Genomic DNA, 13,723 nt, shown 5'->3' on the forward strand with positions numbered 1-13,723 from the left:
CTCACCGGTCGGCGGGGATCTCCGTCGGATGCTGGCTGAACGCCGCGTGGGCGATCTCCACCCGGCTGCGCAGGCCCAGCTTCGCCAGGATCCGGGAGATGTGGGTCTGGGCGGTACGCCTGGTCAGGAACATGCTCTGCGCGATGTCCGGGGTCGACCGGCCGGCCGCGACCAGCAACGCGATCCGGTGTTCGGTCGGGGTCAGGGCGTCCCAGCCGTGCGCGGTCCGTTTGGCCCGCGCACCCCGGACACCGTGTCGGATGCCGAGCTGGCGCAGCCGCGCCCCGGCCCGGCGGACGTCCCAGGCCGCGCCGAAACTCCGGTACAGCTCGATCGCCTCGGTCCCGGTCGCGCGGGCACCGGCCGGATCGTCGTGCTCGGCGAGGACCACCGCGAGGTCCTCCAGCGCACCGGCGAGTTCCACCGGTACGCCGGTGTCGCGGTAGTGCGCCACCGCGGCACGCAGCGGCGTCGGGTCGCCGTCGTACAGGCCCCGGCACCAGTCGGCGGCCGCGCCGGCCCGCGCCGGCTCCTGCTCGGCCGTCGCCTCGGCCAGACACGCGTGTACGGCGGCCCGGCCCGCCGCCCGGTCGTCGAGCGCGAGGGCGAGCCGGACCAGCCCGGGCAGCCACTGGTGGGTCAACGTCATCTCGCCGGGCCGGCGTTCGAGGAAGCCGCCGAGGTGGTCGAGCGCCCGCCGTCGGTCGCCGTCCTGCTCCGCGGCGAGTGCCCGGGCCACCTGCAGGAAGTCGGTGTTCTCCCGGTCGGCGACGGTGACCACCGGCCGGTCGGCGCCGGCCCGCAGGTGGGCGCCGGCCCGGACCCGTTCGTCCCGGCGGGCGTTGATCAGGGCGGCCACCCCGTGCCACAGCCATCCCGGGCCGTCCTCCCGCAACCCCCGGTACGTCGACGCGGAGGTGTTCTGGTCGACCGCGTTGAGTTCGGCCAGCGCGTCGTCCCACCGGCCCAGCCAGAACATCAGCACCGCGGCGGTCACCCCGGAGGTGGTGTCGTCGGCGCGGCCGGCCCGGCGGAGGAACTCCCGCACCTCGTGCAGTGCGGATTCCGCATCCGCCCAGCGGCTCAGGTTCTGCAACGAGAAGATCCGGCCGTGCAGCGCGTACGCCCGAAGATCAAGGTGGTCGGGGGCGGTGCCGAGGGTCTCCAGCGCCCGGTCGGCGCAGTCCAGGGCGCGCCGGTGCTGTCGACGTACGGAGTGGTGGAGCCAGAGGTCGGTCAACGCGTACGCCCCGGCGAGAACGTCGCCCGCCGCCTCGCTGATCTCCAATGCCCGGCGGGCGGTGGCGTCCGCCGCGTCCAGGTCGCCGTCGCCGGCCCGCTGGTACATCGCCAGCGAGGCGAGCAGCCGGGCCCGCCAGGCGTCCGGCAGGTCTGGGGCGCCGAGTGCCCGGTGCAGCGTGTCGGCGGCCGCGTTGTTCTGCCCGTTGCTGAACAACGCACGGGCCAGCACCCAGTGCAGGTGTCCCCGGTCGGCCGGGTCGACGCAGACGGCGAGGGCCTGCCGGGCCCGGACCACCGCGTCTCCGGGTTCGCCCGTGGCGGGCAGCACCCGGGCCAGGGTCAGGCCGAGCGCCGCGCGGTCCCGGTCGTCGGGCAGGTCGTGGTCGAGTTCGCGGCGGAGCAGTTCGGCGGCGAGGCCGGGAGCCCGGACCGCCAGCACCGGGGCGACCTCGGTGAGCCAGCGTCGCGCCCACCGGTCGCCGACCACACCGGCGGCCAGCAGGTGTTGCGCCACCCGCTGCGGCTCGACGCTGGCCGCCTCCAACGCCCGTGCCACGTCGAGATGCAGGGCGGTACGCAGCGCCGTCGGCATACCGTCGTGCAGCGCCTGCCGGATCAGCGGGTGCCGGAACCGCATCCGCTGTCCGGTGTCGACGAGGATCCCGGCGGCCACCGCCTCCTGCAGGTCGGCGGAGAAGTCGATCGCCGGACGGCCCAGCAGCACCGCGAGTTCGGTGACCGCGAACTCGCCGCCGAGCAGGGCCGCCGCCCGCAGCACGTTGATGGTTCCGGTCGGCACGAAACTCAACCGACTGTCCAGCGCCGCGGTCAGCGATCTCGGTACGCTGCCCGACCCCGGTTGGCGTACCTCGGCCTCCTCGCCCACCTCGACCAGGTCCTCGCGGAGCAGCGCCTCGACCAGTTCCCGCAGGTAGAGCGGGTTGCCCATGGTCTGGTCGGCCAGTTCCCGCAGGCACTCGCCGGGCGGCGCGCCGACCAGCTCGGTGAGCAGCTTCCGGACCGCCGCCTGGTCCAGTGGGCCGAGGGTGATCCGGGTCGCGTCCCGGCCACGTGCGGTGGTCCGCAACCGCGCCACGGCCGGGCGCCGGGTCCCGGGACGGCACGACATCACCAGCAGCAGCGGCAGGTGGACCGCGGCCGAGGCGAGCCGCCGGCAGGCGTCGAGGGTGGCCTCGTCGGCCCACTGCACGTCGTCGATGACCAGCATCGTCGGCGAGGTCGTGCAGAGTTCGTCGACCAGGGCGACCGCCATCTCGGTGGCGGCGCCGTAGGTGGCATCGTCGTCCAGGTCGAGCGCGGGACGGCGGGCGTTGACGAACGTGGTGATCTCGGCGCGGCGGGGGTCGGCGGAATGCCGCCGGATCGCCAGACAGTCGAAGAGCACCCCGAGCGGCAGCGGGTGGGCGAGCTGGTCCGCCGTGCCGTGCGACACCTGACAGCCCAGCGCACGGCCGATGTCGGCGCCGGCGGTGACCAGGGTGGACTTGCCGATGCCCGGTTCGCCCTCCACCCAGACCACCCGGCCGGCGCCGGCGCGCAGCCGGATCGTCGCGTCCCGCAGCAGCGCGATCTCGTCCTCGCGGCCGACCGGGAAGGTCGAGGGTTCGATGGGCATCGACACGATCCTCAGGTATAGCAGTGAAATGCGTCCATCTTGCGATCGTGGAGCGGGAAGGAGGATTCCCAGGCCCGCCCGGCTCTCGCACCGAGGCGAGGTACGGCGGTCGCACCGACCGATGGGGCCGGCTACCCCATCCGAGGTTCGGACAGCCCGCCCACCAGCGCCGACACGGCCCGGATCAGCCGTCGGACCCGACGGACCTCGGACCGGTGCCGGCTGCTCAGGCCGGTGGCCGGGGGCCGTACCTCGCTTCGAGGGCGGCCCGGTCCTCGTCGTCCGGGCGGATCGTCCGGTCGATGCCGGGCCGGTCGCTGTCGGCCTCCCGGGCGCCGATGGCGATGACGTTCAGCGGGTGCAGCCCGCTCGACCAGAGCAGGCGTACCGCCTCCTCGACGACCGGTTCCGGGTCGCTGCCCCGGGTGACGGTGAGTGTCACCCGCGCCTGCCCGGGAACGTTGAGGTTGTTCTGGTAGCCGATCTCCACCTCGGCCACCTCGGGCCGCCCGGCCAGCTCCCGCTGGATCTCCGTCGTGATCGTCTCGGACCGGGCGCGTTCCTCCGCCGAGTCGCCGAACCGGAAACAGCCGGCGGTCGCGGTCAGCACGGTCACCGCGGTCAGCACGGCGACCACCCGCCGGACCGGTCGTCCCGCCGGCCCGCACGCCCGTGCCCTCGTCAGCATCGGATCCCTCAGAACGTCCGGTGCAGGTTGTAGACCCTCGCCTGCACGCTCTCCCCGTTCAGGAACATCCCGGCACTGTCACGGTACGCCCGGACCGACGGGTCGGTGCTGCGGTCCAGCCCCGACGCCGCCGGCAGGTACGCCGACCGGGTGCCGTGGTTCTCGGCGATCGACCCCTGCTGGGACTCGAAGACGACGGTGGTCCGGTGTGCCTCGTCCGGATTGTCGGTGGCGTCGAGCCGGGGCACGATGTCGTGCCGATTCTCCAACGCCAGTACCTGCACACACGGCGGCACCTCGCTGTGCCCGATCGGCGAGCCGGCGGTGACCACGTGGGTGACGTTGAACGGGAAACCCGCCGTGCCGCTGTCGTGGGCCGCCTGGGCGGCGACCATGCCACCCTGGCTGTGCCCGACCAGCATCACCGGATCGTCGGCACCGGCACCGGCCATCCGCAACGCCTCCGCGATCGCCCGCTGCCGTGAAGTGGTGTCTCCCCCGAGCACCGTCACGTTGGTGCCCATGTCGTTGAGGTACGGACTGTCCGGACTCCACGGCGGGTTCAGCGCCTTGGTCCCGGGAATGTCCACGATGTACGCCGTGCCGCCGTCCGGGTTCGTGACCACCCGTACGTCGATCTGGTCCGGCTGGCCGATGCCGGCCTTGTCGTTGCGGTAGTCCAAGCCGTTGATCAGGTCCGCGAAGCCGCGTGGTGGCGTGGTCATCGACTCGTGCGTGGTGTCGACGTTGCCCTCCTCGCCGCCGACCGCCTCGACCCGGAAGCCGCCGTCGTCGTAGAACTCGGCGATCAGGCCCGCCGCCCCCGGTACGTCACTGACCAGCGGCGCGCCCGGCAGGCTGCTGAGCAGCCCCGGCCCGATCCCGACCAGGTTGTCGACGACCCCCGGATGGTCGGTCAGCAGCCGTTCCCAGTCGACGTCGTCGCCGAACAGGGTCAGGCCGAGGGCGGTGGGTGCGACGAGCACGGCACCCACCCCGAGGGTCAACGGAATCGTCTCGCCGACCAGGTAGCCGGCCATCCACCGCAGGGTGTCGACGGTCCGCGCCCGTTCCTCGTCCACCGCCTGGTAGGCAGCGACCACGGCGCGGAGCGCCACCGCCCGCTGGCCGAACCCGAGCGACAACGCGGTCAGCCCGTCCGGCCCGTCCAGCGCCCGGAGCAGCCTCGCCTCGACCATGGCGAACCCGTCGGGGTTGAGCAGCGCCGAGGCGAGCAGGTCCGGGTCGACCAGGACACCGTGCCCCCGGGCGCTGATCTCCGCCAACTCTCCGGAGAGATCCTCGCTCTGCCGGGCCAGCCGGCCGATGTCGTCGTACCGGGCACCGACGCCGCCGGCGCCGCCGCTGATCTGGAACTCAGGATCCACCATCGCCGCTCTCCAGGATCGCCGCCAGGTACGGCGCCAGCCACGCACCGATCTCCGCCCGGTGCACCGGACCCAGCTCGACGAGCCGCCGCCCGGACCCGTCCGGGGCCGGTCGTATCCCGAGCCAGCCGTCGTCGGTGGCCAGCCACACCACCTGTCCGACCCCGAGCCCGCCGGCACCCGCCGGCCCGTTCCCGGACCCCGCGTCCGGCCTGCCGCCTCCCGGACCGATGTTCGGCTGTCCGTTCCCCGGCCGGGTGTCCGGCCCTGCGCCTTCCCGACCGACGTGCGGCCTGCCGCCTCCCGGACCGGCGTTCGGCTCTCCGTTCGCCGGGACGGTGGCGACCGGGCCGGTCACCAGGGCCCGGAGCACCCCGCTCGTCCGGGCGTTCACCTGCTCGGCGAGCCACGCCTGTGCCGGGCTGAGCCGCAGCGCCACCATCACCTCCTGCTGCCCGATCGTTCCGGCGAGCTCGGCGGCGGGGGCGTACTCGGCCAGTGCGGCGAGCGGCAGTCGGCCGGTCAGCGGTTGACGGGTGCCGCCGAGGGCCGGGCCGAGCAGCGCCGACGCCTGCGGTAGGAGGTCCCCGACGGTCGGGACCGCGCGGACCAGTTCCGCGCCGAGGGCCACCGCCCCGAACATCGACAGCTCGACACCGCCGTCGGCGAGGGCGAACAGGCTGGCGCCGACCGGCCCGGCGACCGCGTACACGGCCCGGGAGGAGCGGCCGTCGACCGACACCTCAACCCGGACCAGCGCCCGGGCACCGGCGAAGGTCGCCAGGTTGACCGCGACCGGATCGACCGGCTCGCAGGTCAACGGGTCGTCGCCGGCCACCGTCACCACACCACAGCCGGCCAGCGCGTACGCCGCCGCCCGTAACCGGACGGGCGGCGGGTCACCGGTACCGAACCCGGGTGGTGGGCGCAGCCCGGTGCGATCGACCAGCACCGCCCACTCGGCGGCGGAGAGCACCAGGCGACGCGAAGCCGCCCCCGCGCCAGCCCTGGCACCCGATCCCGTTCCGGTCCCGGCGTCACCTGCCCCGGTGTCGTCGTCGGCAGCCGGGCCGACCCGGTCGGCGTCGTCGTCGGCGGCCATTCAGAGGATCCCCTTGCCGCGCATGAACTCGCCGACCTCCAGCCACTGCCGGTCACCGGAGGCGGGCAGTCGACCCGGCTGGAACGGCCAACCGGCCCAGGGCAGTTCGGTCGCGACCGTCAACAACGGACCACCCGCCAGGGGAGCCACCTCCCGCAGGCGCTGCACCGTGGTACTGAACCAGCCGGTGACCTGGTCCTCGATTCGGGCGATCAGCGCGATCCGGTCCCGTACCTCCCGGGCGTGTGCCACCAGCGCGTCAGCGACACCGTCCAATTCGTCGGCCGCCAGGTCGGCCCGGGCCCGGTCCTGGCCGAGCCGGTCGCGGTAGCTCTGCGCGGCCAGCGACACCCAGCGGGCGTTGCGGCCCTCGCGTTCGTGGTCGGCGGCCATCTGCCGTACCTGCGCGGCCTGCCGCCTCAGCCGGCCGGCCAGCCGGTCCAACTCGTCCGGATCCCCGTACACCCGACATCCTGTCCCTCAGCGCATCGACCGGGCCGGCCCGGTCTCCGGTACGCCACCACGGACAGATGATCGACTTCTGTCGACGTGGCCCGGCACAGCGTGCCCCACCCGCTCCGCCAGCCGCAACCCTGGTTGTTGGAGCAGGTCGGTGGGCGGTTCGCGTCGCGCGACTCAGCCGGGAGGGGTGGTGAGGCGGCGGATGGCGGCGGTCAGGCCGGGAGTGTCGAGGTCAGTGCCGGTCACCAGCGCCTGCAGCATCGCGCCGTCGAGCAGCGCGCCGACCGCCCGGGGGTCCGCGCCGTCGACGTACCTCTCGGACAGCTCGCGGAATCCGTGCAGCCACGTCTCGGCGAGCGGTCGGAGGGCGACGTCGCGGGCGGCGGCGAGGTAGAGCTCGTACTCGATCCGGGCCCGTCGTCGGTCGGCCAGGTAGGACCCGACGAGCTGGACCAGCGCGGCGGCCGGGTCCGGTGCGGCGGCGAGTCGGTCGGACCAGGACCGCAGCTCGGCGTCGAGCAGGTCGGTGGCGAGGCGCAGCCCGGCGGCGATCAAGTCGTCGAGGGTGGGGAAGTAGTAGGTGGTCGCGCCGAGCGGCAGGTCCGCCCGGGCGGCGACGGCGCGGTGGGTGGTCCGGCCGATGCCGACCTCGGCGACGACCTCCAGTACCGCGCGGGCCAGTGCTTCGCGGCGGGCCCGCGGGTCACGGGTGCGTTGGGTCCGGCCACCACCGGACCGGCGGCGTGCGGCCGGGGTGGGGTCGCCGGTCAATGGGTCGCTCCACCGAGGTTGAGGGTCACCACTCCGACGACGATGAGGCTGATTCCGACGATCTTGATCGGGGTGATCGGCTCGTTGAGGAAGGCGGCGCCGATGGCGACGATCGCGGCGGTGCCGAGGCCGGACCAGATGGCGTAGGCGACGCCCACCGGAACAGCCTTGACCGCCTGGGACAATGCGGCGAAGGACACCGCGTACCCGGTGAGGCAGACGACGGTCGGCCAGAGCCGGCTGAAGCCGTCGGTGCTCTTGATCATGCTGGTGGCGAAGACCTCGGCACCGATGGCCACCGCCAGGAACAGGTACGCCATCGCCGTCCTCCTCATCTTGTACAGATGTACAAGTACCAAGGTACCGGAGGATGCCTGGAGAGCGCCCTGGGCAGCGCTGACGGCGACACGATCCGGCTCAGCTCGGCCCCGATGCGGCCGATGGCCTCCGACGACGTCGCGGCGGTCGCCGACGCCGCCCTCGCCGCCGTCCCACCCGTCACCAGCCGACCCTCCGGAGCGTCACCACCAGACCGGCGTGGTCGGACGGCCACAGGCCGGTCGGGGTACGGTCCCGCACCGCTTCCCCGACCAGTTGGGCGGAGACCGCCACCAGCCGCCCCGGCCGGTGAAAAACGTGGTCGACACGTTGGTCCAACAGGGACGGCAGGTTCCTGAGATCGGGATCCTGGGTGGCGGTGAACCCGTCCCGCGCGCCGTGCACCGCCCGCCAGGCGTCGCGGTAGCCACCGGTGACGAATTTTCCGTACGGGCCGGTCGTGTTGGTGGGCGGCGAGTTGACGTCACCGGCGACGACGACCGGGTACGGCGAACCGGCCAGCGCGGCGTACAGCTCCCGGCCCTGGGCGTCGCGGACGGCCGCCGCCGACGGGTCCAGGTGCGTGGTGACCAGCCGTACCCGGTCGCGTCGGTCGACGCCGACGTCCACGGCGATCCAGCCGCTCGGAATGTTGAAGGTGATGCCGGCCGGGGTGTCGACCACGACCTTCGCGTCGTACAGGTGTGACTGCGGGCTGCTCACCTGGAGTCCGTCCCGTACCAGGAGCGCGTTCCGGTCGGAGAAGCTCGCCTGCTCGGTGGCACTGATCGGCAGGGTTCCGGTGAACATGGTGACGGTCGCGGCGGTGCGGTAGCGGAGTCCGACCGCCCGTAGCTCCCGGAGCAGGATGTCCAGGAAGTCGTAGCTGACCTGGAGCGGGCCGTCGAGTGGGCCCTTCTTCCACAGTGCCACCTCCTGCAGGCCGAGCACGTCCGGACGGGTCTTCGCGAGCAGCCGCGCGATGGCCCGGGCCCGGGCCGGGAAGTCGGTGGCGACCACCTGCTGGTAGGCGAGCCCGGCCCGTTCGACGAGTTCCGGCAGGGTCGGGGCGGTGAACAGGACGGTCAGGTCCGCGCCCTGGTAGACGTTGTACGTCGCGACCGTCAGACGCCGTGGATTGTCCGCCTGTACCGGCGTCGCCGGACCGAGTGCGGTGGCGACCACCGCCACGGCGGCGAGCAGGGTGCGGAAACGTCGGGTCATGGCTTCTCCTCGCGGCGGTTCCAGGCCGGAGCCGGTGGCACACGTTGGCTCCGGCGGTGCTCCTCGACCTGCGCGAACACCGCGCCGACCCGCTGAGCAACGATGACCGTAGCCTGGAATCGGCGGTTGTTTAGCCAGGAAAATGACACCCGGGGGAGACGAGCCGGCGCACTATCCGGATCGGTCGGCGGGCCGTGTCGTTCGTACCCCGCCGGCCCCCCCGACGGCATGTCGGTCTGTCTATTCGGGCAGGTACGCACCCTGTTCCAGACTGGACGGCCGGCCGTACGATGGCGGAGTGGACGGGCCGCAGATCGACCGCACGACACTGAGCGTGCTGGACGTTCTGCTGGACGGCTTCGAACGGAACATCGACGTACACGGCTGGCTGATCATGAAGGCGGTGGGGCGTTCCGGCCCCGCCGTCTACCGCTCGCTCGACCGGCTCGAGGAGTGGGGCTGGGTCGAGTCCAGGTGGGAAACCCTGGCACCCGGCGAGGACCGGCCCCGGAAACGCTACTACCGGATCGTCGCCGACCGGGTGGAGGCTGCGCGTTCCCGGGTACGTGCCCAGTCCCGTCCGACGGCGTCGCGGCTGCGGCCCCGGTTCGGCCTGATGACCCGGCGCCTGGCGGAGCGCTGATGACCGGGATCGAGATCTTCCTCGGCGTTGTTCTCGGTCTTGTCGTCAACGAAACCACCGAACTCTCACCCTGGCTGGCTCGACTCTTCGTGGGCTGGTCCGCCCGGCTCCAGTACAACGGGACGGCACAGGCGGAGATCCGCGCGGAGGAACTCAAGGCGCTGATCAACGTACGTCCGGGAAAGCTCTCCAAGCTCGTCACCGGGCTCGGCTTCGTCTCCTCGGCGCTGCTGTTCCGGCTCCGGCGCCTGATCCGGCCGGAGACGACGGCCGCCGGGGACCCGGTGTCCGAGCTGCCCATCGGCCCGCGTCGGGTCCTGCCGTTGGAGGACGAGCCGACGGCGATGGTGGCGCAGTACCTCTTCCCCACGGAACGCTACCGGGGCGAGTGGCGGCGACACTGGATCAGTCTCGTCAAGTCCGCCGGCATCGTGCTCACGTACGGGGTGCTCGGCGTCTGGGCCGTCCGGGTGCGGATCAAACCCCAGTACGTCGACGACCTGACCGTCTGGGTCGTCGTGATCACCGTGCTGCTGCTCCTGTGGCAGTTCCCACGCTGGTACTTCGACCGGCTGACGTTGACCAACAAGCGGCTGATGTCGATGCGCGGCGTGCTCCGCCGCAAGGTCGAGATGCTGCCGCTGCTGCGCGTCACCGACCTGCGGTACGTCCAGTCGCCGCTCGGCCGACTGCTGAACTACGGCACCTTCGAGAACCAGACGGACGGCTGGCGCAAGCCGCTGCGACGGATCCGCGACCTGCCCCACCCGAACGAGCTCTACCTGCGGATCGTCGAGGAGATGTACGAGCCGCAGGCGGTCGAGGCCCGGCTCGGGAGGGACGCCTACGAGGACTGGGCGGATTCGCCGCGCCCGGACGGCCTCCCGGTCACCGAGGGGCCGTTGATCGACGAGGGACTGCTCGCCGAACTGGACTGGGTGGCCGGCGCCGCCGAGCGGCCGGCGCCCACCGGTGCCGAGGTACGGATTCCGGCGCCGCGTCAGCCGGTGCGGAGCGACGGTGCCACCGAGGACCGCCTCGCCCGGCACCTCGACACACTCACCGAGAACGTGCAACTCCTGGTCACCGCCGTACGGACGCTCGCCACGGCGCTGCCACAGCAGCCCGGGCCGCCGGTCACGGACGACGCCGGTGCCGGTTCGCGCCCGTCCCGCCGCCCGGTACCGGTGCGGCGTCGATCAGGCGCGGCAGCCCAGGAGGCCGCGAGGGGGCGGCGTACCGTCCGGCGGCCGTGGCTCGACCGGCGGCCACCGCGCGCCCATCCCCCCGACGGCCCGGTCCCGCCGACGAGCTGACCTGTCCCCGGGGGCAGTGAATCGCTCCGCGGTCTCGTCGGCGGCGAGCCGCTCGGGGTCTTGTCACCTGTCGAGCGGTTCCTGCTGGTGGGCCGCGCGGCGGCCGGCCGGTACCGTGCGTTTGGTGAGATCAACCAGGAGAGCCGTCTCAGCGGCCGTGACCGACGAATCGCGGTGGACGGCGACCTTCGACAGTCTGTTCGAGCGCGGGCGCGCGGCCGTGTTGGCCGGCAGCCACCACCGGGACTCGCCGCCGGTCAACGGTGGGCGCTGGGGACTCTCCGTGGTGCTGCGCCCGGACGGCGCGAGCGAGGCCCGGATGGCCGCGATCGCCGACGAGGCCCTCCGGGTCGCCGGCCCCGCCCACTGGCCGACCGGAGCCCCGGAGGCGGTGCACCTCACCGTGCGGGCGATCGAGGCACACCGGTCGCCGCTGCCGGCGGGTGATCCCCTGGTCGCCCGGTCCGGAGCCGCCCTGGCGCGCGCAGCCCGGGACCTTCCGCCGATCGGGTTCGCGCTGCGCGGCCTGACGCTCACCCCTTCCGGGGTGATGACCTGCGCGTATCCGGTCGACCCCACGGCCGACGAGTTCGCGTCGCGGCTCGGCGACGAGTTGGGTGACGACGACTGGTTCGAGGCTGACTTCAATCGGAACATCTGGTACGCGACGCTGGTGCACTTCGCCGGGCCGGTAGCTGACCCGACCGCCCTGGTCGAGTGGGTGGCGGCGCGGCGGCAGCTGTCCCTGGGAACCGTCGAGGTGACGGCCGCCGAACTCGTCCGCTTCCATTTCAACGGCCGCCAGCCCGTACGGGTGGCACTGGCCGCCTGCCGGCTCGGTCAGCCGGCCCGGGACGTCTGATCCGTCGACCCGCCGGGCAGGCTGGTCGGACCGCCCGCATCACCCGAGGCGTGCGGCGACCACCCGTGCACAGTCCAGGGACTCGGAGTGTGTGGTGTCCAGTTCCAGGTCGTAGACGACGCCCCGGTGGACCGTCTCCGCCTCGGACGTGGCCATCCCGCGGGGTCGATCTCCCCGGGCGATCTCGCGGCCCACGGCGACCTCGCTCGCACACCTGACGCCGACCCAGAGAACGTCGAGTCCGGCGAGAGCCTGCCGCCACCGCTGCTGGTACACCGCCCCGGTCAGGAAGACGTCGTCGCTGATGACCCGGGCACCGGCCCGGGCCATCGCCGCGATGCCCGCCCTCCAGGCCGCCTCGGCCGCCTCGAACTGCGGGCCGACCTGGACCACACCATCCGGGTCGACCACCACTCCCTCGCGTGTCGTCCGCATGGCCGGAGGGATGACCCTGATCAGGGTGTCGATCCCGAGCACGAGCCACGGGTCCGGCAGGATCGCCTGCAGGCAGCGGGCGATCCCCGACTTGCCCGAGCTTGAGCCGCCATTCAGCATGATCACCTGAACTGCCACCAGGTCACTGTAAAGCCCCAGGGACCTGCGAAGACGCATTGCCGGCGGACGTCCCCTCGACGCGAACACGACCCGCTGCCGGACCGCGCTGACGTACTCCGGTAGTTGATCCGGAGCCGGAGGTCGCGTCCGGCGGTGGGGATGCCGAGCGCGGCGAGCGCCCCTCGGGAGTCGTGGCTCCGCTGGTGCCGACGCCCCACCGGACCACCCTCTGGTACCCGGCCGGTTCAGCGAGGACCACGTGCCGGAGCTCCTGGCCGGGAACAGTTCGGTCCACAGCAGGTCGCCCCGTTGTCGACCCGGGAGCGTTCTTCGCCGTCACGTTCGCCAGATGCTCAGTAATCTCGCCATGAGCCGGAAGGGGATCGCCTGCCCCCTGGTCTGGTCGACGGTGCCAGCCAGGTGCAGGTCGAGTTCGGGACAGTGGAAGAGCCAGGTCCCGGTGGCACCCGAGTGGCCGACGAGCGTGACCGGGGTGCGCCCCGATGACATCAGCCGACCGACTGTGAAGAACATGGTGCCCAGTCCGTACCGCAGGATGGGGATGTTGCGTAGCCGGTTGCGTCGCTCGGTGAGCAGCTCCAGCGAGCGGGCGTCGTCGACGAGTTCGCCGCCGAGCAGCGCTCGCTGAAAGGTGAGGAGATCGCCGGTGGTGCTGAACAGGTCGTTGCAGGACTCGACCATCGAGGTCAGCTCCACGCGACGCTGTTTCGCGTAGAGCGGCGAGGGCGTCGGGGTAGCCGGATCCGGCGGGCGATGTCCGGGGAGCCAGGTGTGGGTCAGGCCGAGTGGACCGAGGATCCGTTCGGTCAGCAGCTCGGCGAACGAGCGCCCGGTCACCGTCTCCAGGACGCGGATGAGCAGCTGGAAGCCGGTGTCGGAGTAGCGGGCCTTCTGCCGGGCGGCGGCGAGGTCCTGTGGCGCGAAGTGCGGGCGCTGCTGCTCGCGCGTGGTCCGGATGGTGTCCTCGAAGGTCCAGGCCAGATCCTGACCGGCGGCGAGGCGCTCGTACAGGCTGGGGCCCGCGTGGCGCTTCTCGAACTGGTCGGGCAGCCCGGAGGTGTGACTCGCGAGGTGGCGCACCGTGATCGCGGAGGTCCGGTCGATTCCCCTGAGGACGTGGAGTCCGGTGATCGTTTCCGCCGGCAGATAGCTGCTGATCGGTGCGGCCAGTTCGAGTTCGCCACGCTCGTGCGCCTGTAGCACCAGCGTGATGATGAAACGTTTGGTGACGCTCGCGATGAAGAACGGGGTGTCGGGACGTACCGGGTGGTCGTCGGCACCGGCCCGGCCGGAGGCGGCGGACCAGCGCTGTTGGCCGGTGCCGCTCGTGACGGCGAGGTTGACGTGGTGCACGCCGCGTCCTGCGACGAGCTTCTCCAGCAGGCCCGTCAGCCGCGCGTCGACCGCGGCGGGGACGTCGTTGTCGTGCGCGGGGGTCGTGGCGAGCGGTGGCCTCACGTGAGATAACCCCAACCTGTCTATGAGACATGTCTAC

13 protein-coding genes are annotated in these 13,723 nt (G+C 72.5%); 3 read left to right on the plus strand and 10 right to left on the minus strand.

Features of this window, described 5'->3' with window-relative positions; all coding sequences use genetic code 11:
- Nucleotide 1: 1 nt before the first annotated feature.
- The 8 genes from V1633_RS06170 to V1633_RS06205 form a co-directional block, all read right to left on the minus strand.
- Nucleotides 2–2,878 carry an ATP-binding protein gene (locus V1633_RS06170; protein ID WP_331213206.1) on the minus strand — a complete coding sequence of 959 codons (2,877 nt, stop codon included), beginning with the start codon at nucleotides 2,876–2,878 and terminating at the stop codon, nucleotides 2–4.
- Between the two features lie 226 nt (nucleotides 2,879–3,104).
- Nucleotides 3,105–3,566, minus strand: a complete 462-nt coding sequence (locus V1633_RS06175) for a hypothetical protein (protein ID WP_331213207.1) — start codon at nucleotides 3,564–3,566, stop codon at nucleotides 3,105–3,107.
- A gap of 8 nt (nucleotides 3,567–3,574) precedes the next feature.
- A complete protein-coding gene (locus tag V1633_RS06180; RefSeq protein WP_331213208.1) occupies nucleotides 3,575–4,957 on the minus strand; it encodes a lipase family protein in 1,383 nt (460 codons plus the stop codon).
- The gene (locus tag V1633_RS06185; protein WP_331213209.1) at nucleotides 4,944–6,056 is read right to left on the minus strand and encodes a hypothetical protein; all 1,113 of its coding nucleotides are present in this window, start codon (nucleotides 6,054–6,056) and stop codon (nucleotides 4,944–4,946) included. Before V1633_RS06185 ends, V1633_RS06180 begins: the two co-directional genes overlap by 14 nt.
- Complete coding sequence (locus V1633_RS06190) at nucleotides 6,057–6,521, minus strand: WXG100 family type VII secretion target (RefSeq protein WP_331213210.1); 465 nt, start codon at nucleotides 6,519–6,521, stop codon at nucleotides 6,057–6,059.
- Between the two features lie 171 nt (nucleotides 6,522–6,692).
- On the minus strand, nucleotides 6,693–7,289 hold the full coding sequence (locus tag V1633_RS06195) for a TetR/AcrR family transcriptional regulator (RefSeq protein ID WP_331213211.1): 597 nt from the start codon (nucleotides 7,287–7,289) through the stop codon (nucleotides 6,693–6,695).
- Nucleotides 7,286–7,609, minus strand: a complete 324-nt coding sequence (locus V1633_RS06200) for a DMT family transporter (RefSeq protein ID WP_331213212.1) — start codon at nucleotides 7,607–7,609, stop codon at nucleotides 7,286–7,288. The genes V1633_RS06195 and V1633_RS06200 overlap by 4 nt, the downstream gene beginning before the upstream one ends.
- Before the next feature lie 178 nt (nucleotides 7,610–7,787).
- The gene (locus V1633_RS06205) at nucleotides 7,788–8,831 is read right to left on the minus strand and encodes an endonuclease/exonuclease/phosphatase family protein (RefSeq protein ID WP_331213213.1); all 1,044 of its coding nucleotides are present in this window, start codon (nucleotides 8,829–8,831) and stop codon (nucleotides 7,788–7,790) included.
- A gap of 298 nt (nucleotides 8,832–9,129) precedes the next feature.
- Here V1633_RS06205 and V1633_RS06210 point away from each other — a divergent pair, with 298 nt between their 5' ends.
- The 3 genes from V1633_RS06210 to V1633_RS06220 all read left to right on the plus strand — a co-directional run bounded on the left by V1633_RS06210 (nucleotide 9,130) and on the right by V1633_RS06220 (nucleotide 11,652).
- Nucleotides 9,130–9,474, plus strand: a complete 345-nt coding sequence (locus tag V1633_RS06210) for a PadR family transcriptional regulator (protein ID WP_331213214.1) — start codon at nucleotides 9,130–9,132, stop codon at nucleotides 9,472–9,474.
- Nucleotides 9,474–10,790 (plus strand): PH domain-containing protein, encoded by a 1,317-nt coding sequence (locus tag V1633_RS06215; protein WP_331213215.1) that lies wholly within the window; start codon nucleotides 9,474–9,476, stop codon nucleotides 10,788–10,790. Before V1633_RS06210 ends, V1633_RS06215 begins: the two co-directional genes overlap by 1 nt.
- Nucleotides 10,791–10,947: 157 nt before the next feature.
- Nucleotides 10,948–11,652, plus strand: coding sequence for a hypothetical protein (locus tag V1633_RS06220; RefSeq protein ID WP_331213216.1), 705 nt, complete (start codon nucleotides 10,948–10,950; stop codon nucleotides 11,650–11,652).
- A 39-nt stretch (nucleotides 11,653–11,691) separates the two neighbouring features.
- Here V1633_RS06220 and cpt read toward each other — a convergent pair whose 3' ends face one another.
- Both cpt and V1633_RS06230 read right to left on the minus strand, forming a co-directional pair.
- Nucleotides 11,692–12,225 (minus strand): chloramphenicol phosphotransferase CPT, encoded by a 534-nt coding sequence (cpt, locus tag V1633_RS06225; protein ID WP_331213217.1) that lies wholly within the window; start codon nucleotides 12,223–12,225, stop codon nucleotides 11,692–11,694.
- A 318-nt stretch (nucleotides 12,226–12,543) separates the two neighbouring features.
- A complete protein-coding gene (locus V1633_RS06230) occupies nucleotides 12,544–13,686 on the minus strand; it encodes a serine hydrolase domain-containing protein (protein WP_331213218.1) in 1,143 nt (380 codons plus the stop codon).
- Nucleotides 13,687–13,723: the final 37 nt, after the last annotated feature.

It is taken from the genome of Plantactinospora sonchi, assembly GCF_036422035.1.
In the GTDB taxonomy this organism is placed as follows: Bacteria; Actinomycetota; Actinomycetes; order Mycobacteriales; family Micromonosporaceae; genus Plantactinospora; species Plantactinospora sonchi.